At 71.8% G+C, this 23,715-nt stretch carries 22 protein-coding genes; 12 read left to right on the top strand and 10 right to left on the bottom strand.

Annotation, left to right across the window (positions count from 1 at the left end; translation table 11 throughout):
• Positions 1-16: 16 nt before the first annotated feature.
• Both ACZ6RC_RS29585 and ACZ6RC_RS29580 read left to right on the top strand, forming a co-directional pair.
• Complete coding sequence (locus tag ACZ6RC_RS29585) at positions 17-1,630, top strand: ABC transporter permease (protein WP_469589246.1); 1,614 nt, start codon at positions 17-19, stop codon at positions 1,628-1,630.
• Positions 1,630-2,661, top strand: coding sequence for an ABC transporter ATP-binding protein (locus ACZ6RC_RS29580; RefSeq protein WP_391138780.1), 1,032 nt, complete (start codon positions 1,630-1,632; stop codon positions 2,659-2,661). Before ACZ6RC_RS29585 ends, ACZ6RC_RS29580 begins: the two co-directional genes overlap by 1 nt.
• A 57-nt stretch (positions 2,662-2,718) precedes the next feature.
• Here ACZ6RC_RS29580 and ACZ6RC_RS29575 read toward each other — a convergent pair whose 3' ends face one another.
• Entirely contained in the window at positions 2,719-3,651 is a 933-nt protein-coding gene (locus tag ACZ6RC_RS29575) for a DMT family protein (protein WP_453618540.1), read from the bottom strand.
• A gap of 115 nt (positions 3,652-3,766) precedes the next feature.
• Between ACZ6RC_RS29575 and ACZ6RC_RS29570 the strand changes: the two genes are divergently transcribed.
• Positions 3,767-4,873: an NUDIX hydrolase gene (locus tag ACZ6RC_RS29570; protein ID WP_469588974.1), complete on the top strand. Its 1,107-nt coding sequence runs from the start codon at positions 3,767-3,769 to the stop codon at positions 4,871-4,873.
• 54 nt (positions 4,874-4,927) lie between these two features.
• On the opposite strand, the gene ACZ6RC_RS29565 is transcribed toward ACZ6RC_RS29570, so the two are convergent.
• The 5 genes from ACZ6RC_RS29565 to ACZ6RC_RS29545 form a co-directional block, all read right to left on the bottom strand.
• Positions 4,928-6,034: an LOG family protein gene (locus ACZ6RC_RS29565; RefSeq protein WP_469588970.1), complete on the bottom strand. Its 1,107-nt coding sequence runs from the start codon at positions 6,032-6,034 to the stop codon at positions 4,928-4,930.
• Positions 6,035-6,218: 184 nt separating this feature from the next.
• Positions 6,219-7,358: a hypothetical protein gene (locus ACZ6RC_RS29560; RefSeq protein WP_453618534.1), complete on the bottom strand. Its 1,140-nt coding sequence runs from the start codon at positions 7,356-7,358 to the stop codon at positions 6,219-6,221.
• The gene (locus tag ACZ6RC_RS29555; RefSeq protein WP_391138770.1) at positions 7,340-8,068 is read right to left on the bottom strand and encodes an ABC transporter ATP-binding protein; all 729 of its coding nucleotides are present in this window, start codon (positions 8,066-8,068) and stop codon (positions 7,340-7,342) included. The genes ACZ6RC_RS29560 and ACZ6RC_RS29555 overlap by 19 nt, the downstream gene beginning before the upstream one ends.
• A gap of 224 nt (positions 8,069-8,292) precedes the next feature.
• The gene (locus ACZ6RC_RS29550) at positions 8,293-9,672 is read right to left on the bottom strand and encodes an aspartate aminotransferase family protein (RefSeq protein WP_391138768.1); all 1,380 of its coding nucleotides are present in this window, start codon (positions 9,670-9,672) and stop codon (positions 8,293-8,295) included.
• The gene (locus ACZ6RC_RS29545; RefSeq protein ID WP_365720598.1) at positions 9,657-10,163 is read right to left on the bottom strand and encodes an Lrp/AsnC family transcriptional regulator; all 507 of its coding nucleotides are present in this window, start codon (positions 10,161-10,163) and stop codon (positions 9,657-9,659) included. Before ACZ6RC_RS29545 ends, ACZ6RC_RS29550 begins: the two co-directional genes overlap by 16 nt.
• 178 nt (positions 10,164-10,341) lie before the next feature.
• Between ACZ6RC_RS29545 and ACZ6RC_RS29540 the strand changes: the two genes are divergently transcribed.
• The 3 genes from ACZ6RC_RS29540 (at position 10,342) to ACZ6RC_RS29530 (ending at position 13,717) form a co-directional block, all read left to right on the top strand.
• Positions 10,342-11,778: a gamma-aminobutyraldehyde dehydrogenase gene (locus ACZ6RC_RS29540; protein WP_391138765.1), complete on the top strand. Its 1,437-nt coding sequence runs from the start codon at positions 10,342-10,344 to the stop codon at positions 11,776-11,778.
• A 117-nt stretch (positions 11,779-11,895) separates the two neighbouring features.
• Positions 11,896-13,080: an extracellular solute-binding protein gene (locus ACZ6RC_RS29535; protein WP_469588965.1), complete on the top strand. Its 1,185-nt coding sequence runs from the start codon at positions 11,896-11,898 to the stop codon at positions 13,078-13,080.
• Positions 13,081-13,153: 73 nt separating this feature from the next.
• Positions 13,154-13,717 carry a hypothetical protein gene (locus tag ACZ6RC_RS29530; protein WP_391138760.1) on the top strand — a complete coding sequence of 188 codons (564 nt, stop codon included), beginning with the start codon at positions 13,154-13,156 and terminating at the stop codon, positions 13,715-13,717.
• A 44-nt stretch (positions 13,718-13,761) separates the two neighbouring features.
• On the opposite strand, the gene ACZ6RC_RS29525 is transcribed toward ACZ6RC_RS29530, so the two are convergent.
• From ACZ6RC_RS29525 to ACZ6RC_RS29515, 3 genes are read right to left on the bottom strand one after another with little or no spacing between them, the layout of a single operon-like run.
• Positions 13,762-14,547 carry an SAM-dependent methyltransferase gene (locus ACZ6RC_RS29525; protein ID WP_469588961.1) on the bottom strand — a complete coding sequence of 262 codons (786 nt, stop codon included), beginning with the start codon at positions 14,545-14,547 and terminating at the stop codon, positions 13,762-13,764.
• Entirely contained in the window at positions 14,544-15,236 is a 693-nt protein-coding gene (locus ACZ6RC_RS29520; RefSeq protein WP_391138756.1) for a glycerophosphodiester phosphodiesterase, read from the bottom strand. Before ACZ6RC_RS29520 ends, ACZ6RC_RS29525 begins: the two co-directional genes overlap by 4 nt.
• 19 nt (positions 15,237-15,255) lie before the next feature.
• Positions 15,256-16,281: an adenosine deaminase gene (locus ACZ6RC_RS29515; protein ID WP_453618526.1), complete on the bottom strand. Its 1,026-nt coding sequence runs from the start codon at positions 16,279-16,281 to the stop codon at positions 15,256-15,258.
• Between the two features lie 74 nt (positions 16,282-16,355).
• On the opposite strand from ACZ6RC_RS29515, the gene ACZ6RC_RS29510 reads away from it, so the two are divergent.
• Positions 16,356-17,066, top strand: coding sequence for a DUF4190 domain-containing protein (locus ACZ6RC_RS29510; protein WP_391138752.1), 711 nt, complete (start codon positions 16,356-16,358; stop codon positions 17,064-17,066).
• A gap of 174 nt (positions 17,067-17,240) precedes the next feature.
• Here the strand turns inward: ACZ6RC_RS29510 and ACZ6RC_RS29505 are convergent, their stop codons facing one another.
• A complete protein-coding gene (locus tag ACZ6RC_RS29505) occupies positions 17,241-17,783 on the bottom strand; it encodes an NADAR family protein (RefSeq protein ID WP_469588957.1) in 543 nt (180 codons plus the stop codon).
• 175 nt (positions 17,784-17,958) lie between these two features.
• On the opposite strand from ACZ6RC_RS29505, the gene ACZ6RC_RS29500 reads away from it, so the two are divergent.
• The 5 genes from ACZ6RC_RS29500 to ACZ6RC_RS29480 are packed head-to-tail and all read left to right on the top strand — an operon-like array spanning position 17,959 to position 23,687.
• Positions 17,959-19,473, top strand: a complete 1,515-nt coding sequence (locus ACZ6RC_RS29500; RefSeq protein WP_469588955.1) for a gamma-aminobutyraldehyde dehydrogenase — start codon at positions 17,959-17,961, stop codon at positions 19,471-19,473.
• A gap of 49 nt (positions 19,474-19,522) precedes the next feature.
• Positions 19,523-20,770 (top strand): ABC transporter substrate-binding protein, encoded by a 1,248-nt coding sequence (locus tag ACZ6RC_RS29495; protein ID WP_453618520.1) that lies wholly within the window; start codon positions 19,523-19,525, stop codon positions 20,768-20,770.
• 42 nt (positions 20,771-20,812) lie between these two features.
• The gene (locus tag ACZ6RC_RS29490) at positions 20,813-21,964 is read left to right on the top strand and encodes an ABC transporter ATP-binding protein (protein WP_391138744.1); all 1,152 of its coding nucleotides are present in this window, start codon (positions 20,813-20,815) and stop codon (positions 21,962-21,964) included.
• Positions 21,961-22,893 (top strand): ABC transporter permease, encoded by a 933-nt coding sequence (locus tag ACZ6RC_RS29485; RefSeq protein WP_391138742.1) that lies wholly within the window; start codon positions 21,961-21,963, stop codon positions 22,891-22,893. Before ACZ6RC_RS29490 ends, ACZ6RC_RS29485 begins: the two co-directional genes overlap by 4 nt.
• Positions 22,893-23,687 (top strand): ABC transporter permease, encoded by a 795-nt coding sequence (locus ACZ6RC_RS29480; protein WP_453618515.1) that lies wholly within the window; start codon positions 22,893-22,895, stop codon positions 23,685-23,687. The genes ACZ6RC_RS29485 and ACZ6RC_RS29480 overlap by 1 nt, the downstream gene beginning before the upstream one ends.
• Positions 23,688-23,715 lie beyond the last annotated feature (28 nt).

Genomic DNA, 23,715 nt, shown 5'->3' with positions numbered 1-23,715 from the left:
GGCGCGACTCGGCCTGATGGCCGTGCCCGTCGCCTTCTTCGCGCTCTTCTTCGCCTGGCCCGTCGCCTCGATCGTCGAGCGCGGGCTGCGGGTGGACGGCGCCTGGCACCTCGGCCGCTTCGCCGAGACGCTGAGCCGGCCGGAGATCCTCGACGTCCTCTGGTTCACGCTGTGGCAGGCCCTCGCCTCCACCGCGCTGACCCTGCTGGTCGCGCTGCCCGGCGCGTACGTCTTCGCCCGCTTCGACTTCCCCGGCAAGGCGCTGCTGCGTGCCGTCGTCACCGTCCCCTTCGTGCTGCCCACCGTCATGGTCGGCACGGCCTTCCTCGCGCTCGTCGGCCGCGGCGGGCTCCTCGACGAACTGTGGGGCGTCCGCCTGGACACCACCGTCTGGGCGATCCTCCTCGCGCACGTCTTCTTCAACTACGCCGTCGTCGTGCGGACCGTCGGCGGCCTGTGGGCCCAGCTCGACCCGCGCCAGGAGGAAGCGGCCCGCGTCCTCGGCGCCTCCCGCTGGACCGCCTGGCGGACCGTGACCCTGCCCGCCCTCGGCCCGGCCGTCGCCGCCGCCGCGCTGATGGTGTTCCTCTTCACCGCCGGCTCCTTCGCGCTCGTCCAGATCCTCGGCGGACCGACGTACTCCACGCTGGAGACGGAGATCTACCGCCAGACCGTCAACCGCTTCGACCTCACGACCGCCGCCGTCCTCACGCTCACGCAGTTCGTCGCCGTCGGCGCCGTCCTCGCCGTCCATGCCCGGACCGTGCGGCGACGGGAGACGGCCCTGCGGCTCGTCGCGCCCGAGCGGACCGCGCACCGGCCCAAGGGCCCCGGCCAGTGGGCGCTCCTCGGCGGGGTGCTCCTCTCGGTCGGGCTGCTCCTCGTGCTGCCCCTCGCGGTCCTCGTCGAGCGCTCCTTCGACACCCCGCGGGGGTACGGGCTCGACTACTACCGGGCCCTGTGGACCGTGGACGCCTCCGGCACCTTCCTCGTCCCGATGGCCGACACCATCGGGAACTCCCTGCGGTACGCCCTCGTCGCCACCGCCATCGCCCTCGTCGTCGGGGGGCTCGCCGCGGCGGCGCTCACCCGGCGCGCCGGGCGGTTCGTCCGCGGTTTCGACGCCCTGCTGATGCTGCCGCTGGGCGTCTCCGCCGTCACCGTCGGCTTCGGCTTCCTCATCACCCTGGACGAACCACCGCTCGACCTGCGGGCGAGCTGGATCCTGGTCCCCCTCGCGCAGGCGCTGGTCGGCGTGCCCTTCGTCGTCCGGACGATGCTGCCCGTGCTGCGGGCGGTCGACGAACGGCTCCGGGAGGCGGCCGGCGTCCTCGGCGCCTCGCCGCTGCGGGCCTGGCGCGAGGTCGACCTGCCGCTCGTGTGGCGGGCGCTGCTCATCGCCGCCGGGTTCGCCTTCGCCGTCTCGCTCGGCGAGTTCGGCGCGACCGTCTTCATCGCCCGGCCCGACAACCCGACGCTGCCGGTCGCCGTGGCGCGCCTGCTGTCCCGGCCCGGCGAGCTGAACTACGGCCAGGCCATGGCCCTTTCGACGATTCTGATGGTGGTGTGCGCGGCGGCTCTGCTGCTGCTCGAACGGCTGCGCACCGACCGGACCTCCGGGGAGTTCTGATGCTGACGCTCGAGGACGCGACCGTACGGTTCGGGGAGCGCGCCGTGCTCGACTCGGTGGACCTGGAGGTCACCGAGCACGAGATCGTCTGCGTCCTCGGCCCCAGCGGCAGCGGCAAGTCGACCCTGCTGCGGGCCGTCGCCGGGCTGCAGGCCCTGGACGGCGGGCGGGTGCTGCTCGGCGGCGCCGACCAGGCCGGGGTGCCGGTCCACCGCCGTGGGGTCGGCCTGATGTTCCAGGACCACCAGCTCTTCCCGCAGCGGGACGTGGCCGGGAACGTCGCCTTCGGGCTGCGGATGCACGGCGTCGGCCGCGCCGAACAGGCCGCCCGCGCCACGGAGCTGCTGGAGCTGGTCGGACTGCCCGGCGCGGGCCGGCGGGCCGTCGCCTCGCTCTCCGGCGGCGAGCAGCAGCGGGTCGCGCTCGCCCGGGCGCTCGCCCCGCGGCCCCGGCTGCTGATGCTGGACGAACCCCTCGGGCAGCTTGACCGGGGGTTGCGGGAGCGGCTCGTGGTCGAGCTGCGGCAGCTCTTCGGACGGCTGGGTACGACGGTCCTCGCCGTCACCCACGACCAGGGCGAGGCGTTCGCGCTGGCCGACCGGGTCGTCGTCATGCGGGACGGCCGGATCGCCCAGTCCGGCACACCGCTGGAGGTCTGGCAGCGGCCGGCCTCGGAGTTCGTGGCGCGCTTCCTCGGCTTCGACAACGTGGTGGCCGCGACGGTGAGCGGCGCCGCCGCCGACACCGCGTGGGGGAAGGTCCCCGTCCCGTACGGGACCCCGCAGGGCGCGGCGCGCCTCCTCGTCCGCCCGGCCGGCGTGCGCCTCGGCGCCCCGGCGGACGGCCTGCCCTGCGTCGTCGAGGCCCGCACCTTCCGCGGCAGCCACGTCGCCGTCCTCCTGCGCCCCGCCGACGGCCCGCCCCTGGAAGCCGAGTGCCCCCTCCGCGACGCCCCGGCCGAGGGCGCGACGGTGGGCGTGACGTTCACCCCGTCGGACGTGGTGGCGCTGGCGGGGGAGGAGCGGGGCTGACGGGGGGCGCCGATCGTTCCGGCCGCCCCGCGGTCCGGGCGGGCGCTCCGGGCGCCCCTACGGCAGGCCGGCCGGCTCCGGCTTCTCCTCGCGTACGGGAGTCTCCCGCGCGGGATCGGCGGCCGGGTCGCCCTCCGGGGCGCCGAACCAGGCCACCGCCACCGCGCCCGCGACCGCGAGGAGGAAGCCGGTGACCGCGAGCCAGCCGAAGCCGGGACGGGAGGCGTCGCCGAGCCACCAGACGCCGATCATGCCCGGGAGGACGGTCTCGCCGACCACCAGCGCCGCCGTCGCGCCGTTCACCGAGCCGATCTGGAGCGCGACCGTGTGCAGGTACATGCCGCCGACCCCGGCCACCAGGATCGCGTAGAGCGCCGGGTCCCCGAGCAGCGCGGCCGGGTCGAAGGGGTCGATGCCGTTCAGGATCCGCACGCCGACGCCGAGCGCGCCGAAGCCGAGGCCGGACAGCAGGCCCGCCAGGATCGCGGCGCGCGCGCCGAGGAGCCGTACGACGACCGTGCCGCCCACCATCAGCAGCAGCGAGACCGCGAGCAGCCACCAGTGCGTGGCGATCGGGGTGTGGCCGCTGCCCTCCGGGCCCGCCGCGCTCGCCAGCAGCACCAGCGCCGAGCAGACCACGCCGATCGACGTCCACTCCGCGCGGGTCAGCCGGATGCCGAGCAGCCGCACGCTCAGGACGGCCGTGACGACGAGATTGGCGCTGATCACCGTCTGCGACAGGAACAGCGGAAGCAGCCGCGCGGCCAGCGCGCCGAGCCCGAAGCCGACGAAGTCCAGGATCGTGCCGACCACGAACTCCCACGTCATCGCCGCCTTCGCGGTCGACGACAGGCTCGGGCCGCCCCGCTCCGTCACCATCCCGGCCGCCGCCTCGCGGCGCGCGGACTTACGGGACCCGACGGCCTGGAGCACCGAGCCCGTGCCGTAACAGATCGAGGCGACGACGGCGGTCAGCAGTCCTATGAGCACCGGGAGGCTCCGTTCGGGTTCCTGGGGATTCGTTCCGTCTGCCAGACGAGGATTCGACCGCCGAAGTTGCCTCTCCCACCCCGCGGCGTTGATCAACTGCCCTACGCTGGCGCGGGTGAGCGGAATAGACGTGGGCAACGGCGTGGTCGGCGCCATCCTGGGCGTGGTGTTCGCCACCCTGTTCCAGCAGTGGACGCAGGACGTGTGGTTCCGGATCCGGCGTCGCTCGGCGGGCGTGGTCCGCAGCCTCACCTTCCGGGCGCAGGCCGGGCCGGCCTGGTCCACCTTCTCCCTCGGGCCCCTGCACACCTCCGCGCTCATCGTCGAGGGCGACGGCGACCGCGCCATCGCCGCCGAGTCGATCCACGTCCAGGTCCTCGACGGCGAGGTCGCGCTGCCGGACCACATGGCGGATTGGCATGCGGAGATCGAGGCCGAGGAGGCCCGTGCCCGGGAAGAGGGCGACCGGGCCCCGGTGTGGAACGGCCCCCGCTACGCGGTGGAGAGCCTGGAGGTCTCGCGGACCGCCCTCGACGAACAGTCGGAGGTCCATCTGCGGCTGCGGCCGACCGACTACTACACCTTCCTCGCCGCCCAGCAGCTGGACCGGCGCCTCCCGGACGGCTCCACCCCGCGGACCCGCTACCTCGACCCCGAACAGCCCCTCGCCGCGCCCGCGTTCCTCCAGTGCAGCTTCGCCGTCAACGTCGCCGTCGTGACCGCCGACCACCTGCTCGTCGTGAGCCGGCGCAGCAACCGGGTCCGCATGGCGCCGGGCGTGTGGAACTCCTCCGTCAACGAGGGGCTCTCCCGGCACATCGACTCCTCCGGCCGCAACGCCCCCGACCTGCACGCGGTCGCCCGGCGGGGCATGCGGGAGGAGATGGCCCTGGAGCCGAACGAGTACACGCTCTCCCTGCTGGCCTTCGTCCTCGACGTCCACAAGCGCCACTGGAGCGCCCACTTCTACGCCCGGCTCACCGACATGACGGGCGACCGGCTGCGGGACCGGATGGGCAGGGGCGTCGCCGACCGCTGGGAGCACGACAGCGTCGAGTACGTCCCCTTCCGCTCGGCCGACGTCTCCCGGTACCTCCTGCGGCCGGACCGGATCCACCGCTGGGCGCCGCTCGCGCCCGCCCTCTTCCACCTGGCGCTCGTGCACGTCCACGGCAGGGCCTCCGTGGAACGGGCGGAGGCGCAGGCCGTCCGCAGGCTGTAGCGGCCGCTCAGTGCGCGGAGGCTGCCGAACCGCGGCCGGCAGGGACCCGTGCGACTACCGCGCGGCCGTCAGGCGACGCAGCGCCTCCGGGGCCTCGTCGATGGAGTCGACCAGGGCGATCCGGGCCGCCATCGGCCGGTCCGCCGCCAGGGCGCACAGCAGCGGCCAGGCGGGCAGCCGCTCCGTCCAGTGGGCGCGGTCGACCAGCACCATCGGGGTCGGCTCGCCCCGGGACTCGTAGTAGTTCGGCGTCGCGTCGTCGAAGATCTCCTGGACCGTGCCGGCCGCGCCCGGCAGGAAGACCACCCCGCCGCCGCACCGCGCGAGCAGCCCGTCCTCGCGGGTGGCGTTGGCGAAGTACTTCGCGATGTGACCGGCGAAGGCGTTCGGCGGCTCGTGGCCGTAGAACCAGGTGGGGATGCCGACCGAGTCGCCGCCCCGCGGCCACCGGGCCCGCACCTCGAACGCGGCCCGCGCCCACTCCGTGACCGACGGCGTGAACGACGGTGCCTTCGCGAGGAGTTCGAGCGCCTCGTCGAGGACGGGGTCGGCGAGCGGCGCGGTGTACGCCCCCAGGTTCGCGGCCTCCATCGCGCCGGGGCCGCCGCCGGTCGCCACGGTGAGGCCGGTGCGGGCCAGCGCCCGCCCGAGCCGGGCGGCCCCGGCGTACGCGTCCGTGCCCCGGGCCATCGCGTGGCCGCCCATCACCCCGACGACCCGGGCGCCGGCGAGGAGCTCGTCCAGCGCGTCGGAGATCGCGTCGTCGTGGATCGCGCGCAGCATCGACGCGAAGACGTCGCCGTCCGCCTTCGTCCGCTGGAACCACGCGTACGCGAGGGCGTCGGGGGTCGCCTCGTACCCCTCCTCCTCGACGCCGGCGAAGAGACCGTCGGGGGAGTAGAGCCGCGCGCGGTACGGGTCGAACGGGAGGTCCGGTACGGGCGGGAAGACCAGGGCCCCTTCCGCGCGGACCTTGGCGGCGGCGTCGGGCCGCATCGGGCAGCCGAGGAAGACCGCGCCCGTGGCCGGGACGGACAGCAGTGCGGCCGTCTCCCCGGTCAGGTCGAGCGACTGGATCCGGTGGCCGACCAGGGAGCCGCGCGCGACGGCGTCGGCGAACTCCCGGTGGTCGTGGATCTCGAGCGAGTGGGGACGGGCCATGGCCCCACGATAGGCGGGCCCACCCGGCGCTCTCCCCGGGGCCCCGCCGCACCCGTACGGGGAACGCCCGGACCACGCCCGTACGGGGAAACCCCGGGACCGCGCCCGTACGGGACCCCGCACCCCGCCCCCCCCGGCAGGAACGATTACTCGGGTTCCCCGGACGTCGGGCGCGCCGCCGGGGTCACCGCAGCGGGACCGCCGCCAGTTCGGCGATCAGCCAGGTCAGGGGGAGGAACACCGCGAGCAGGACGCCCGCGCGGAGCAGTGCCGCCGTGCGGAGCACCGTCGGCGGGGCGCCGAGGCGCAGCAGGGCCGCGGTCGTGTGGGCGCGGCACTGCTTGGACTCGAGGGCAGCCGTCAGCAGCGTCGCCGTCGTGCAGGCGATCACGAGGCCGGCGCCCAGGCCCGTGAGCAGTCCGAAGTCGCCCGTGCCCGCGTCGTACAGCGTGGCCGCCGCGAGGCCGCCGGAGCCCACCGCGCAGACCACGCCCAGCGGCCGCCCGATCCGGCGCGACTCGTCCATCAGGACCCGGCCGGCCAGCAGCCGGACCGCGCCCGGGCGGACGGACTGGAGGAGCCGGCCGCACCAGTGGGTGATGCCCGGTCCCGCCATCGCCAGGCCGACCGCGGTGAGGATCCAGCCGGCGAGCACGCCCCCGGGGCTGCCCTCGAAGCGTCCGGGCAGGGGGAACGCCCGGTCCCCGTCGCCCTGCCCGGCGTACGTCTCGACCGCGAGGCCCACGGCGAGCAGCGCCACGCCCCAGGGCAGGCCGGACGGCGCCGTCCTCGGCGCGCCCTCCGTGACGACCTCCTTCCTCGGCCGCAGGGCCAGCGCGGCCGCCGTCGAGGCGGTCACCGGCAGGATCGCGAGGAGGGTGAGCGCGGCGGCCACCGGGAGCGGCTGCCCGGCGGCCAGCAGGTCGGCGGCCGCCCCGTCGAAGGGCAGCCCGGTGATGTCGCCGCGCAGGTGCAGGAAGAACAGCAGCGCGACCGCCGAGCCCAGCGTGCAGGCGACCGCCGTCGACGCGGCGGCCACGGCCGTCAGCCGGGCGGGGCCGAGCCCGATCGCGGAGAGTCCGGGCCGGGGCCGGGTGCTGGGGTCCGTACGCGCCACCGCCACCGCGAAGTACACGGTCGCCGCCAGGGGGATCACGCACCACAGCAGGCGCAGGGTGGAGGCGGCCGAGTCGGCGGGGTGGCCGAGGGCGTACCCCAGCGTGCACAGCAGCAGGAAGCCGACGCCCGCGGACGCGGCGGCGACCAGGAGCCGCCGCAGCAGGACGACGGGGTGCGTTCCGCGGACTAGACGGAGAGCGAGCACGTGGTGACGCCCTCCGCCCCGGTCGTGGGCTCCGCGCCGTTCACCCGGCGCCCGTCGAGGAGGGCGACCGAGCGGTCGGCGAGGGCGGCCACCTCGGTGTCGTGGGTGGCGAGCAGCACGGTGATGTCGTGCGAGCGGGCCGCCGCCGTCAGGGTGCGCAGCACCTGCGACCCGTCGGCCTGGTGCAGGGCGGCGGTCGGCTCGTCGGCGAAGAGCACCGAGGGGATGGTGACCAGGGCCCGGGTGATGGCGATCCGCTGGCGCTGCGACTGGGTGAGGGCGTGCGGGCGCTTGCGCGCGCACATGCCGATGTCGAGCCGCTCCAGCCACTCCAGGGCGGTGGTCCTGGCCGTCCGGTGCGAGACGCCGCGCAGCAGCAGGGGCAGGGCGGCGTTCTCCCAGGCGGTGAGCTCGGGGACCAGGCCGGGCTCGGGTCCGATCCAGCCGAAGCGTTCCCGCCGCAGCCGCTCGCGCTGGGCCTGGTTGAGGGTGTGCACGGGGCTGCTGTTGAACCAGACCTCGCCCTGCTGGGCGACGGCCTGGCCGGAGAGGCAGTGCATGAGGGCCGTCTTGCCGCTGCCGCGCGGGCCGACCAGGGCGAGGATCTCGCCCTCGCGGACCCCGAGGGAGACGCCGCTGAGCGCGGTGGAGCCTTCCAGGGAGTAGTGCAGGGAACGCGCCCAGAGCACGTCGTTGTCCGGTGGGGCCATCGCGTACACCTCGAGGTCGATCGAAGTCGGATCTGATGTCTGGTCCCCCGTGTTCCCCCGTACGGGGGAACGAAAGGACGGCCTTCGGGTCACTGGGCACCGTAAGGATTCAGATCCGTTTGTACGGACAGCACGCGGCCCGGGCCGCCGCCATCCACTCGGATGGCGGCACGCCCGGGCCGGAGGTCACGCCGTGAGGGCGGCGTGAGGTCCCGCGGGGAGGCTCAGAGCTTGGTCCAGGCCTCGGTGAGCACCGCGCGCAGGATGCCCTCGATCTCGTCGAAGGTGCCCTGGTCGGCGATGAGCGGCGGGGCCAGCTGGATGACCGGGTCGCCGCGGTCGTCGGCCCGGCAGTACAGGCCGTTCTCGTAGAGCGCCTTGGAGAGGAAGCCGTAGAGCACGCGCTCGGTCTCCTCGTCCGTGAAGGACTCCTTGGTGGCCTTGTCCTTCACGAGCTCGATGCCGTAGAAGAAGCCGTTGCCGCGGACGTCGCCGACGATGGGCAGGTCGTGCAGCTTCTTCAGCGTGTCGAAGAAGTTGCCCTCCTGGTCCAGCACGTGCTGGTTCAGGCCTTCCTTGTCGAAGATGTCGAGGTTGGCGATCGCGACCGCCGACGACACCGGGTGGCCACCGAAGGTGTAGCCGTGCAGGAAGGTGTTGTCGCCCTTGTAGAACGGCTCCGCGAGGCGGTCCGAGACGATGCAGGCGCCGATCGGGGAGTAGCCCGAGGTCATGCCCTTGGCGCAGGTGATCATGTCCGGGACGTAGCCGAACTTGTCACAGGCGAACATCGTGCCGAGGCGGCCGAAGGCGCAGATCGTCTCGTCGGAGACGAGGAGCACGTCGTACTGGTCGCAGATCTCGCGGACCCGCTGGAAGTACCCGGGCGGCGGCGGGAAGCAGCCGCCGGCGTTCTGCACCGGCTCCAGGAAGACGGCCGCGACGGTCTCGGGGCCCTCGAAGAGGATCTGCTGCTCGATCTGGTCGGCGGCCCAGCGGCCGAAGGCCTCGGGGTCGTCGCCGTGGATCGGGGCGCGGTAGATGTTGGTGTTCGGCACCTTGTGCGCGCCGGGGACCAGCGGCTCGAAGGGGGCCTTCAGGGCCGGCAGGCCGGTGATGGACAGGGCGCCCTGCGGGGTGCCGTGGTAGGCCACCGCGCGCGAGATGACCTTGTACTTGGTGTGCTTGCCCTGCAGCTTGAAGTACTGCTTGGCGAGCTTCCAGGCGGTCTCGACGGCCTCGCCGCCACCGGTGGTGAAGAAGACCTTGTTCAGGTCGCCCGGGGCGTAGTGCGCCAGCCGCTCGGCGAGCTCGACGGCCTTGGGGTGCGCGTACGACCACACGGGGAAGAACGCGAGCTCCTGGGCCTGCTTGTACGCGACCTCGGCCAGCTCCTGGCGGCCGTGTCCGGCGTTGACCACGAAGAGGCCCGCGAGACCGTCGAGGTAGCGCTTGCCCTTGTCGTCGAAGATGTAGGTGCCCTCACCACGCACGATGGTGGGGACGGGCGAGTTCTCGTACGACGACATGCGGGTGAAGTGCATCCACAGGTGGTCGTACGCGGTCTTGGAGAGGTCCTTGCTCACGGCTATCGGGTTCCCCACATATAGGTCTGCTTCTTGAGCTTGAGGTAGACGAAGCTCTCGGTGGAGCGCACGCCGGGGAGGGTGCGGATGCGCTTGTTGATCACATCCAGCAGGTGGTCGTCGTCCTCACAGACGACCTCCACCATCAGGTCGAAGGAGCCCGCGGTCATCACCACGTACTCGCATTCGGCCATGGCAGTCAGCGCGTCGGCGACCGGATCGAGGTCGCCCTCGACGTTGATGCCGACCATCGCCTGCCGCCGGAACCCCACGGTGAGCGGGTCGGTGACGGCGACGATCTGCATGACGCCCTGGTCGAGCAGCTTCTGGACGCGCTGCCGGACGGCCGCCTCGGAGAGGCCCACGGCCTTGCCTATGGCGGCGTACGGACGGCGACCGTCCTCCTGGAGCTGCTCGATGATCGCCAGGGATACGGCATCGATCGTCGGGGACGAACCGGATGCGGTCCTGGAGTTCGTGCTTTGACTGGCCACAACCTCACTGTGCACCGAGACTCGTCTGTCTGGCAAGCCGTGAGCGATGTAATTCGTTGTTTCGACTTGCGCAAGGCACTGAATCCGAAGTTGCGAGCGGGTGGGCCTGTCGAAAGCGTCCGCCGAGCGACTACTGTGGTGGTGTCTCATCCATCGGGACAGATCGAACTCTGAACGACAGGAGGGGTGGCAAGTGACCACCGAGCTGCGCCGGCTGCGTAACTACATCAACGGGGAGTTCCGGGACGCCGCCGACGGGCGGACCATCGAGGTGGTCAACCCGGCCACGGGCGAGGCCTACGCCACGTCCCCGCTCTCCGGTCAGGCGGACGTCGACGCCGCCATGGAGGCCGCCGCGGCCGCGTTCCCGGCCTGGCGCGACACCACGCCCGCCGAGCGCCAGAAGGTCCTCCTCAAGATCGCGGACGCCTTCGAGGAGCGCGCCGAGGACCTGATCGCCGCCGAGGTCGAGAACACCGGCAAGCCGGTCGCCCTCACCGCGAGCGAGGAGATCCCGCCCATGGTGGACCAGATCCGCTTCTTCGCGGGCGCCGCCCGGCTGCTCGAAGGCCGCTCGGCCGGCGAGTACATGGAGGGTCTGACCTCCATCGTCCGCCGCGAGCCCGTGGGCGTCTGCGCCCAGGTCGCGCCGTGGAACTACCCCATGATGATGGCCGTCTGGAAGTTCGCCCCGGCGCTCGCCGCGGGCAACACGGTCGTCCTCAAGCCGTCGGACACGACCCCCGCGTCGACCGTCGTCATCGCCGAGATCATCGGCAAGATCGTCCCCAAGGGCGTCTTCAACGTCGTCTGCGGCGACCGCGAGACCGGCCGCGCGATGGTCGAGCACCCGACCCCGGCGATGGCCTCCATCACCGGTTCGGTACGCGCCGGCATGCAGGTCGCCGAGTCGGCGGCCAAGGACGTCAAGCGGGTCCACCTGGAGCTGGGCGGCAAGGCCCCGGTCGTCGTCTTCGAGGACACCGACATCGCCAAGGCCGTCGAGGACATCTCCGTGGCTGGCTTCTTCAACGCCGGCCAGGACTGTACGGCCGCGACCCGCGTCCTCGTCCACGAGTCGATCCACGACGAGTTCGTCCAGCAGCTCGCCAAGGCCGCCGCCGACACCAAGACGGGGCAGCCGGACGACGAGGACGTGCTGTACGGCCCGCTGAACAACGCCAACCAGCTGAAGCAGGTCTCCGGCTTCATCGACCGCCTCCCGGCCCACGCCAAGGTCGAGGCCGGCGGCCACCAGGTCGGCGACAAGGGCTACTTCTACGCCCCGACCGTCGTCTCCGGCCTCAAGCAGGACGACGAGATCATCCAGAACGAGGTCTTCGGCCCGGTCATCACGGTGCAGTCCTTCCGTGACGAGGAGCAGGCCCTGGAGTACGCCAACGGCGTCGAGTTCGCCCTCGCCTCCTCGGTCTGGACGAAGGACCACGCGCGCGCCATGCGCATGTCCCGCTCGCTGGACTTCGGCTGCGTCTGGATCAACACCCACATCCCGCTCGTCGCGGAGATGCCGCACGGCGGCTTCAAGAAGTCCGGCTACGGCAAGGACCTCTCGGCGTACGGCTTCGAGGACTACACGCGCGTCAAGCACGTGATGACGTCCCTGGGCTGATCGTCACGATCCCGGCCCGCGGCCCCGGCACCCCGATCGACAGGGTGTCGGGGCCGCGGTCGTTGTGTCGACGGACCGTCCATTGTTCCGCCGGGGCCCGCCCGCGATGCTGCTCGGATGAGAGCGACAGCGAGGAAGAACGTGTCCCGCCGGTCCGTGCTGCGCGGGATGGGCGGCGTCGGAGCCGGGGCCCTGCTCGCCGGATGCGGGGTGCCGTCCGCCTACGTCGAGCCGGGGGAGCGGGCCGGCCGGGACCTGTCCGCGCGCGACCGCTCCCTGGACTTCGCCAACTGGCCGCTCTACATCGACACCGAGGACGGCACCCAGCGGCGGCCCACCCTCGACGCCTTCTCCGCGCGGACCGGGATAGCCGTCCGGTACACCGAGGAGATCAACGACAACGACGAGTTCTTCGGCAAGATCGGCCCCGCCCTGATGAACCATCAGGAGACCGGCCGGGACCTGATCGTCGTCAGCGACTGGATGGCCGCCCGCTTCGTCCGCCTCGGCTGGGCGCAGCGGATGGACCGGGCGAAGCAGCCGAACGTCTCCGCGCACCTGGACCCGCAGCTGCGTTCCCCCGCGTTCGACGAGGGCCGGCTGCACACCGTGCCCTGGCAGTCCGGGATCACCGGCATCGCGTACGACCGCAGGAGGCTCGGCCGGGAGATCCGGTCCACGAAGGACCTGTGGGCCGACGACCTGCGGGGCAAGGTCACGCTCCTCTCCGGGCTCGACGAGTCCTTCGCGCTGCTGATGCAGGGGAACGGCGTCGACGTGACCCGCTGGACCGGCGACGACTTCCACGCGCTCTGCGAACAGGTCGAGGGGCTGCTACGCAGGAAGCACATCCGGCGCTTCACCGGCAACGACTACATCAAGGACCTCTCCAGCGGGGACGTCCTGGCCTGCCAGGCGTACTCCGGCGACGTCGTCCAGCTCCAGGCCGACAACCCCGACATCGAGTTCGTCGTCCCCGAGGAGGGTGCCGAGCTGTGGGCGGAGTCCCTGCTGGTCCCCAACCTCGCCGCGCACAAGGCCAACGCCGAGGCGCTGATCGACCACTACTACCGGCCCGAGGTCGCCGCCGAACTCGCCGCCTGGGTCAACTACGTCTGCCCGGTCCCGGCGGCCCGCGACCTCCTCGCCGACTCCGGCGACGAGGAACGGGCGGCCCTCGCCGAGGACCCGCTGATCTTCCCCGACGACGCGATGCGGGCGCGGCTCGCGATCGCCCGGGACGTCACCTCCGAGGAGCGGTCGGAGTTCGCGAAGCGGTGGAACGCGATCGTCGGCCTCTGAGGGGCCGCCGTCGCGCCGGGGCGACCGGTCACCCCGTTTTTGAACGCGTTCATGGCGGGCGTAGGGTGTTGTCATGAACGAGGCCAAGGGACCGAGAGCCCTTCTCAGGCGTATCCGTGTGTGGCTGGTCGTCTTCATCGTCTGCCTGGTGCTCAGCGGGCTCACCGCCTTCCCGCTCGTCACCGAACTCCGCCTGGCCGAGGAGGCGCTGACCTCCTGGGCGGCGCCGGTCGCGGAGCTCTTCCCCGGGCTCCTGGAGTGGATCCAGCGCGTTCGGGACGGGCTCGACGCCGCCGACGCGGCGTACCCGTTCCTGCTGTACGGCACCGACTGGCTGGCCTTCGCACACCTCGTCATCGCCGTCGCGTTCTACGGCCCTTACCGCGATCCCGTACGGAACATCTGGGTGATCGAGTTCGGGATGATCGCCTGCGCGGGGATCATCCCGCTCGCCCTGATCTGCGGCCCCGTCCGGGGCATCCCCTTCTGGTGGTCGGTCATCGACATGGCCTTCGGGGTGTTCGGTGTGATCCCGCTGCTCGCCGTACGAAGGATGATCAAGCGCCTCGAAGCGGCGCAGGCGGCGCAGGCGGGGGCGGCCGGGGCCGAAGCGCCTCAGGCCGTCGGCGCTCCGTAGGCCGCCACCAGCAGGGCCGAGGCGCTCCCCGTCCCCCCGCCCCCCTACGGCTTGCGGCCCACCGCGCCGAACTGGGCCACCTCGCTCGCCGGGGCGAAGCGCCAGCTCGCGCACGAGACGATGCCGGGCTCCAGGATCTCCAGGCCGTCGAGGAAGGAGGCGAACTCGGCGCGGGTGCGGGCGGTGATCGGCGGGGTGGCGTTCTCGTTCCAGAACTCCATCGCCGCCGCGTTGCCCTCGCCGCCCAGCTCCGGCTCCAGGGTCGGGTGGGTCAGCACGAGATGGCTGCCCGACGGCATCGCGTCCATCAGCGTCCGGACGACGCTCCGCGCCTCGTCGGTGTCCAGGACGAAGTTGAGGATTCCGAGCATCATCACCGCGACCGGCTCACCGAGGTCCAGCGTCCTCGCCGCCGCCTCCAGGATCCGCTCCGGCTGCCGGGCGTCCGCGTCGACGTACTCGGTGGCGCCCTCAGGGGAGCTGGTCAGCAGCGCCCGGGCGTGCGTGAGCACGATCGGGTCGTTGTCGACGTACACCACCCGGGCGTCCGGCGTCAGCCGCTGGGCGACCTCGTGGGTGTTGTCGGCGGTCGGCAGCCCCGTACCGATGTCGAGGAACTGGCGCACCCCCGCGTCGGTGGCCAGATGGGTCACGACCCGGCCGAGGAACGCCCGGTCGGCGCGCGCCACTTCGCCGATGCCGGGATAGAAGCCGGTGACCTGGTCGCCGACCGCGCGGTCCACCGGGTAGTTGTCCTTGCCGCCCAACCAGTAGTTCCACACCCGGGCGTTGTGGGCGATGTCCGTACGGATTCTCTCGATGCCGGTCACCTGGGGGCATCCCTTCGCAGTTCGGCGGCGAGCGCGTCCACACGGTTCGTGGTGATCGAGTCCACGCCGTGGGCGATCAGCTTACGCATGCTGCGCCGGGTGTCCGCGGTCCAGGCGGAGACGAGGTGGCCGTTCCGGTGCACCGCGTCCACCAGCTCCCGACTCACCAGGCCGAAGCGGAAGTTGAGCCAGCGCGGCGTGACCGCTTCGAGCAGGGCGGGGCGCGGCGGGGCGAGCGAGTTCCAGGTCAGCGCGATTTCGGCGGACGGGTCGGCGGCCCGCACCTGGAGCATGGCGACCCCGCCCGCGCAGTAGTAGACGCGCTCGGCGGCGCCGCACTCGCGGACCGTGCCGACGATCGTGCGGACCGAGGCCTCGTTCCCGCCGGGCAGATCGAGCATCAGCCGGTGCGGCCCGGCCGCGATCAGCGCCTCGCGCAGGGTCGGGACCCCGTCGGCGGTCAGCTCGCGCAGCTCGGCGTGGGAGAGCGCGGAGAGCGGCCGGTCGTGCCCCCACAGCCGCTTGAGGGTGTCGTCGTGCAGGAGGACGGGGACACCGTCGCCGGTGAGCCGTACATCGATCTCGACGGCGTCCGCACCGGCCTCGATCGCCGAGACGATCGAGGGCACGGTGTTCTCGCGGACGCGGTACGGGTCGCCCCGGTGGCCTACGACAGTGACGTGATCCATGGGCCCATTGTGGCGGCTGTCAGCGCCCCAGCCAGGTGGCGGTGTACGTGTCGATCTCGGCGCTGATCCGGGCCTTGCCGGCCGCGTCGAGGAAGGACGCCTCCACCGCGTTCTTGGCGAGGGCGGCCACCCCGCGCTCGTCGAGTTCGAGGAGCCGGGCGGCGACGGCGTACTCGTTGTTCAGGTCGGTGCCGAACATCGGCGGGTCGTCGCTGTTGATCGTGACGAGGACGCCGGCGGCCACCATCTCCTTGAGGGGGTGCTCGTCCAGGTGCGCGACGGCGCGGGTCGCGATGTTGGAGGTCGGGCAGACCTCCAGGGCGATCCGGTGCTCGGCCAGGTGCGCGAGCAGCGCCGGGTCCTTCACCGCGCTGGTGCCGTGGCCGATGCGCTCGGCGCGCAGGTCGTTCAGGGCGTCCCAGATCGTCTGCGGTCCGGTCGTCTCGCCCGCGTGCGGGACGGAGTGCAGACCGGCCGCGATGGCGCGGTCGAAGTACGGCTTGAACTGCGGGCGCGGCACGCCGATCTCCGGGCCGCCGAGACCGAAGGAGACCAGGCCCTCCGGGTGCAGGTCGACGGCGAGCCGGGCGGTCTCCTCGGCGGCGGCGAGGCCGGCCTCGCCGGGGATGTCGAAGCACCAGCGCAGGACGACGCCGAGCTCGGCCTCGGCGGCCTTGCGGGCGTCCTCGATCGCGGCCATGAAGGCCTTCTCGTCGATCCCGCGGCGGGTGGAGCTGTACGGCGTGATCGTCAGCTCGGCGTACCGGATGTTCTGCCGGGCCATGTCGCGGGCGATCTCGAAGGTCAGCAGCCGGACGTCCTCGGGGGTGCGGACGAGGTCCACGACCGAGAGGTAGACCTCGACGAAGTGCGCGAAGTCGGTGAAGGTGAAGTAGTCGACGAGCGCCTCGGGGTCGGTGGGGACCTTGGAGTCGGGGTGGCGGGCGGCCAGCTCGGAGACGATCCGCGGGGAGGCGGAGCCCACGTGGTGGACGTGCAGCTCGGCCTTGGGGAGCCCGGCGATGAAAGGATGCAGGTCGGTCATCGGATCATCGTAGGCGGGCCGTTCCGCGGTCGACGCGAGGTCGTAGCATGGCGGCACCACGATGGGGGAGGCCCATGTCTGACAACAGCGACCAGCCGCAGGGCGGGTACGACCCGGCGGACCCGTGGGCTCCGCCGAACCGCGACGGTGTGGAGCTGGGCAAGCCGGCCACCCCGCCGGTGCACGACCGTCCGCCGGTCCACGACCAGCCGACGATGACGGCGATGCCGACGGGGGAGGACGGCGCCGGACAGGTGCCGCCGCCTCCGGTCGCGCCCGGCGGTCCCGCGGCCGCGCCCGGGACGTACGGCTACCCCACGGCGCCCACCCCGCCGACGGCCCCCGGCGGCACGGCCGCGTACGGCTACCCGGCCTACCCGGCGTACGGCTCCACCGGCTACGGCCAGACCGCCTACGGTCAGGCCCCGTACGGCGCGGGGCCCTACGGCGCGACCGGCTGGCAGCAGGCCCCTTCCAACGGCATGGGCACGGCGGCGCTGGTGCTCGGCATCATCTCGGTCGTCGGGATCTGTCTGTACGGCATCCAGGGCATCCTCGGCATCCTCGCGCTGATCTTCGGGATCATCGGCGTGAAGAAGGCGGGCCGGGGCGAGGCGACCAACCGGGGAATGGCGATCGCGGGCATCGTGCTCGGCTCGATCGGGATCCTGATCGCCGCGGCCTTCCTGGTCTTCTTCGTCTGGGCGATCCAGCAGGACCCCTCGACCTTCGAGGAGGACCCGTCGGACCCGTTCGCGACCAGCCTGGTGACCGACGGGCGGTAAACGCGGGGCGGGCCCGGTACGGGCGCGGCACAGGGGCGGCTCCCACCGGGGGCCGCCCCCGCCGCGTTCCCGCCCCCGCCGCGTTCCCGGCCCCGCCCCCTCCCGCGCCGCGGCTTCCCCCGCCCGCGGCGCGTCCCGGCCCCCTCCCGCGCCTGCCTCGGCGCGTCGGGCCCCTCAGGCCAGCCGGTCGCGCGCCTCCATCAGGGCGAAGCCCAGCAGGTTCAGCCCGCGCCAGCGGGACGGGTCCTGGGCGCGGGCGTCGTCGGCGGCCAGGCCGATGCCCCAGATCCGGTCCAGCGGGCTCGCCTCGACCAGCACCCGCCCCCGCGTGCCCAGCAGGAACCACCGCAGCCGGTCGTCGGAGGAGAACTTGTGCACGCTGCCCTCCACGACGATCCCGAAGCGCTCCCGCTCCCACACCGCGTCGTCGAAGCCGCGCACCAGGCGCCCCGCCTTCTTCGCCTCGGCGGGCGTGGCGGCGGCCAGCGCGGCCCGCTCGGCGTCCGCGTCCCCGAAGAGCCTCGCCTTGGCGGCCATCATCCAGTGCTCGGCGGTGGCGTACCGCACCCCGTCGACCTCGAAGGGTGACGGCCACCACTGACTCAGACAGCTCGCCGAGAGCTCCCCGTCCGGCCTCGGCCGGTGCCCCCAGAAGTGCAGCCACTTCACCCGGTCACCACTGCTGACCTGCTGTGTCAATTCCTCGATGGTCCCCATGCATGCGAGTCTGGCAGTCGCCACGGACATTCCGTACGGGTATTCCCCGGGTCCCTCGACACATGGTCGACCGATTCCGTCGCGTAACCAAAAGGCAACAACGGAATCCCTTGTTGGCTACGTAGTCCTCTGTCAGGATCGGCACTCAATTCGAGCTGGAACAACGGAGAGCGTCATGGGCAACCGCTTCCAGGTGACGGACCGCTTCGCGGCCGGCGCACAGTACATCGGCGGGCGACTGCGGCCCGGAACCTCGGGCGAGGAGCACAGCGTCGTCGACCCGGCCACCGGCGAGAGCGTGTACACCTACGCCCTCGCCTCCACCGCGGACGTCGACGCCGCCGTCGCCGCCGCCAAGGACGCCTTCCCCGGCTGGGCGGGGGCCACCCCCGGCGAGCGCTCCGACGCGCTGCACCGCTTCGCGGGCGTCCTCGCCGAGCGGGCCGAGGAGATCGCCCACGCCGAGTCCCTCCAGTGCGGCAAGCCGATCAAGCTCTCCACCGAGTTCGACGTCCCCGGCACGATCGACAACACCGCCTTCTTCGCCGGGGCGGCCCGCCACCTCCAGGGCCAGTCCGCCGGCGAGTACAGCGGCGACCACACCTCGTACGTACGGCGCGAGCCCATCGGCGTCGTCGGCTCCATCGCCCCCTGGAACTACCCCCTCCAGATGGCCGCCTGGAAGGTTCTGCCGGCCATCGCCGCCGGCAACACGATCGTCCTGAAGCCGGCCGAACTCACCCCGCTCACCTCGCTGATGTTCGCCCAGGCGGCGAGCGAGGCCGGCATCCCCGACGGAGTCGTCAACATCGTCACCGGCGCCGGACGGACCGCGGGCGAACACCTCGTCGGCCACCCGGACGTGGCCATGACCTCCTTCACCGGCTCCACGCCGGTCGGCAAGCGGGTCGCCGAGATCGCCACCTCCACCGTGAAGCGGCTTCACCTCGAACTCGGCGGCAAGGCCCCCTTCGTCGTCTTCGACGACGCCGACCTGGAGGCCGCCGCCCACGGCGCCGTCGCCGCCTCGCTCATCAACACCGGCCAGGACTGCACCGCGGCCACCCGCGCCTACGTCCAGCGCCCCCTCTTCGACGCTTTCGTCGCCCGGGTCGCCGCCCTCATGGAGAGCGTCCGCCTCGGCGACCCCTTCGACCCCGCCACCGACCTCGGCCCGCTGATCAGCCACGCCCAGCGCGACCGGGTCGCCGGCTTCGTCGACCGCGCCCGCGGCTACGCCACCGTCGTCACCGGCGGCGAAGCCCCGGGAGGCGGGCTGAAGAACGGGGCGTACTACCGTCCGACCCTGATCACCGGCGCCGCGCAGGACAGCGAGATCGTGCAGTCGGAGATCTTCGGACCGGTCCTCGTCGCCCTGCCCTTCGACAGCGACGACGAGGGCATCCGGCTCGCCAACGACACCCCCTACGGCCTCGCCGCCTCCGCCTGGAGCCGCGACGTCTACCGGACCGGCCGCGCCACCCGCGAGATCAAGGCGGGCTGCGTCTGGGTCAACGACCACATCCCGATCCTCAGCGAGATGCCGCACGGCGGCTACAAGGCGTCCGGCTTCGGAAAGGACATGTCGGCCTACTCCTTCGAGGAGTACACGCAGGTCAAGCACGTGATGTACGACAACACCGCGGTGGCGGCGAAGGACTGGCACCGCACGATCTTCGGGGACCGATAGCAGCCTGCCGTCCGACCGGCGGCGAAACCATCCCGAAAGGGCACAGCGCATGGAGCAGTACGAGCCCGACCGCCTCTCCGCCGCCCAGCTCGCGGCGGCGCGGCGCAGCCTGACGAGCGGCCGGGGCGCCCTCAGCCGACGTTCGATGCTGCGCGCCGGAGGCGTCGGCGCGCTCACGGTCGGCGGCCTCGCCTCCCTGAGCGCCTGCGGTATCCCGCCGGCCAAGCGGGAGGGCCAGGGCCCCGCGTCCCTCGACGTCTCGGCCAAGGAGAAGCAGCTCAGCTTCTCCAACTGGACCGAGTACATGGACGTCAGCGAGGACGAGAAGTCCCGCCCCACCCTCACGGCGTTCACCGGGCGCACCGGGATCAAGGTCAAGTACACCGAGGACATCAACGACAACGTCGAGTTCTTCGGCAAGATCAAGCCGCAGCTCGCGGCCGGCCAGGACACCGGCCGCGACCTGATCTGCGTCACCGACTGGCTCGCCGCCCGGATCATCCGCCTCGGCTGGGCGCAGAAGCTCGACCCGTCGAACCTCCCGCACGCCTTCGCGAACCTCTCCGCGCAGTTCCGCACCCCCGACTGGGACCCGGGCCGCGCCTACTCCTATCCGTGGACCGGCATCTCCACCGTCATCGCCTACAACTCCAAGGCGACCGGCGGGAAGAAGGTCGACTCCGTCACCCAGCTCCTGGACGACCCCACCCTCAAGGGCCGGGTCGGCTTCCTCACCGAGATGCGCGACTCGGTCGGCATGACCCTGCTCGACATGGGCAAGGACCCGGGCGCGTTCACCGACGCCGACTACGACCAGGCCATCGGCCGGCTGCAGAAGGGCGTCGACAAGAAGCAGATCCGGCGCTTCACCGGCAACGACTACACCTCCGACCTGGACAAGGGCGACCTCGCGGCCTGCCTCGCCTGGGCCGGTGACGTCATCCAGCTGCAGGCCGACAACCCGGACATCAAGTTCGCGATCCCCTCGGCCGGTTACATCACCTCCAGCGACAACCTCCTGGTCCCGGCCGGCGCCCGGCACAAGACCAACGCCGAGAAGCTCATCGACTACTACTACGAGCTTCCGAACGCCGCCCAGCTCGCCGCGTACATCAACTACGTCTGCCCGGTCGACGGGGTGAAGGACGAGCTCGCCAAGATCGACCCGGAGCTCGCGAACAACACGCTGATCCTCCCCGACAAGGCCATGGCCGCGAAGTCGCGCGCCTTCCGCTCGCTGACGAGCCAGGAAGAGACGGCGTACGAGGAGAAGTTCGCCAAGCTCATCGGTGCGTGAGCAACCGTCGTCCACCTCTTACGAACACCGGGACCGCAACCCATGACTGACACCCACTCCGGCGGCGACGTCCGTCTCACCGGCATCAGCAAGACGTACGGCTCCTTCACCGCCGTCCAGCCGCTCGACCTGACCGTCCCCCAGGGCTCCTTCTTCGCCCTCCTCGGCGCCTCCGGCTGCGGGAAGACCACCACCCTGCGCATGATCGCCGGTCTCGAGGACCCCACCACCGGCACCGTCTTCCTCGGCGACAAGGACGTCACCGACCTCCCGCCGTACAAGCGGCCGGTCAACACCGTCTTCCAGTCCTACGCGCTCTTCCCGCACCTGGACATATTCGAGAACATCGCCTTCGGCCTGCGGCGGCGCGGCGTCAAGTCCGTGAAGAAGCAGGTCGGCGACATGCTCGACCTCGTCCAGCTCGGCGACAAGGCCAAGCACAAGCCGCACCAGCTCTCCGGCGGCCAGCAGCAGCGGGTCGCCGTGGCCCGCGCGCTCATCAACCACCCGCAGGTCCTCCTCCTCGACGAGCCGCTCGGCGCCCTCGACCTCAAGCTGCGCCGCCAGATGCAGCTGGAGCTCAAGCGGATCCAGACCGAGGTCGGCATCACCTTCGTCCACGTCACTCACGACCAGGAGGAGGCCATGACCATGGCCGACCAGGTCGCGGTGATGAACGGCGGCCGGGTCGAGCAGCTCGGCGCGCCCGCCGACCTCTACGAGAACCCGCGCACCACCTTCGTCGCCAACTTCCTCGGCACCTCCAACCTCATCGAGGCCGAGGTCGCCGAGACCGGCGCCGCCGACCTGGTCGTGACGGCCGGCGGCGGCAAGCTCCGGCTGCCCGCCGACCGGTGTACGGCGCCGGTCCGCACCGGCGGCAAGGTCCTCGTCGGCGTCCGCCCGGAGAAGATCGCCCTCACGCACGCCGACGACGCCGGCACGATCGCCGACGGCCGCAACAGGGTCACCGGCCGGATCGTCGACTCCTCCTTCATCGGCGTCTCCACCCAGTACGTGGTGGACTCGCCGGCCGGCGCGGAGCTCCAGGTGTACGAGCAGAACGTCGAGCGCGACGCGCGCCTGACGCCCGGCGCCGAGGTCGTCCTGCACTGGAACCCGGCCCACACCTTCGGCCTCGACGCGGCCCAGGCCATCGACGCCGGCGTGAAGACGCTGGAGGACGCCGGATGAGCACCCCCACCCTGACGAAGGAGGAAGCCGCACCGGCCGGGGAACCGGTCACGCGCAAGCCCTCCGCCCGCAAGCGGCTCGTCCCCTACTGGCTGCTCCTGCCCGGCATCATCTGGCTGCTCGTCTTCTTCGCGCTGCCGATGGTCTACCAGGCCTCGACCTCCGTGCAGACCGGCTCCCTGGAGAAGGGCTTCGAGGTCACCTGGCACTTCCCCACCTACTGGGACGCCTTCCAGGAGTACTGGCCGCAGTTCGTCCGCTCCCTGCTGTACGCCGGTACCGCCACGCTGCTGTGCCTGCTGCTCGGCTACCCGCTGGCCTATCTGATCGCCTTCAAGGCCGGCCGCTGGCGCAACCTGCTCCTCGTCCTGGTCATCGCGCCCTTCTTCACCAGCTTCCTCATCCGGACCCTGGCGTGGAAGACGATCCTCGCCGACGGCGGCCCGGTCGTCGACGTCCTCAACACCCTGCACGTCCTCGACGTGACCAGCTGGCTCGGCTGGACCGAGGGCGACCGGGTCCTCGCCACCCCCCTGGCGGTGGTCTGCGGCCTCACGTACAACTTCCTGCCCTTCATGATCCTGCCGCTCTACACCTCCCTGGAGCGGATCGACGGCCGGCTGCACGAGGCGGCCAGGGACCTCTACGCCTCGCCCGTCACCACCTTCCGCAAGGTGACCTTCCCGCTCTCCATGCCGGGCGTGGTCTCGGGCACCCTGCTCACCTTCATCCCGGCGAGCGGCGACTACGTCAACGCCGAACTCCTCGGCTCGACCGACACCAAGATGGTCGGCAACGTCATCCAGTCGCAGTTCCTCCGGGTGCTCGACTATCCGACGGCGGCCGCGCTGTCCTTCATCCTCATGGCGATCGTGCTGATCATGGTCACCGTCTACATCCGCCGTGCGGGAACGGAGGACCTGGTCTGATGCGCTGGATACGACGCAACCTCGTCGTCATCGCGGGCCTGCTGACGCTCGCGTACATGATCGTGCCGAACATCGTCGTGATGGTGTTCTCGTTCAACAAGCCGAACGGGCGCTTCAACTACGCCTGGCAGCGCTTCTCCCTGGACGCCTGGAAGGACCCCTGCGGCGTCGCCGACCTGTGCGGCTCGCTGACCCTCTCGCTCCAGATCGCCGCCTGGGCCACCCTGGGCGCCACGGTCCTCGGCACGATGATCGCCTTCGCGCTGGTCCGCTACCGCTTCCGCGCCCGGGGCGCCATCAACTCGCTGATCTTCCTGCCGATGGCGATGCCCGAGGTCGTCATGGCCGCCTCCCTGCTCACGCTCTTCCTCAACATGGGCGCCGAGCTGGGCTTCTGGACGGTCCTGATCGCCCACATCATGTTCTGCCTGTCGTTCGTCGTCACCGCCGTCAAGGCCCGCGTGATGTCGATGGACCCCCGCCTGGAGGAGGCCGCCCGCGACCTCTACGCGGGCCCGGTGCAGACCTTCGTACGGGTCACGCTGCCGATCGCCGCCCCCGGTATCGCCGCCGGAGCGCTGCTCGCCTTCGCGCTCTCGTTCGACGACTTCATCATCACCAACTTCAACGCGGGCTCGACCGTCACCTTCCCCATGTTCGTCTGGGGTTCGGCCCAGCGGGGAACGCCCGTGCAGATCAACGTCATCGGCACCGCGATGTTCGTCATTGCCGTCCTGGTGGTCGTCGTCGGTCAGATCGCCGCCAACCGGCGGAAGAAGACGGCGACAAGCTGAGTACGACCCTGAGCAAGCCCTGAAGGAG

Source organism: Streptomyces sp. NPDC048353, assembly GCF_055587165.1.
This window is presented reverse-complemented; position numbering and strand designations above follow the sequence as displayed.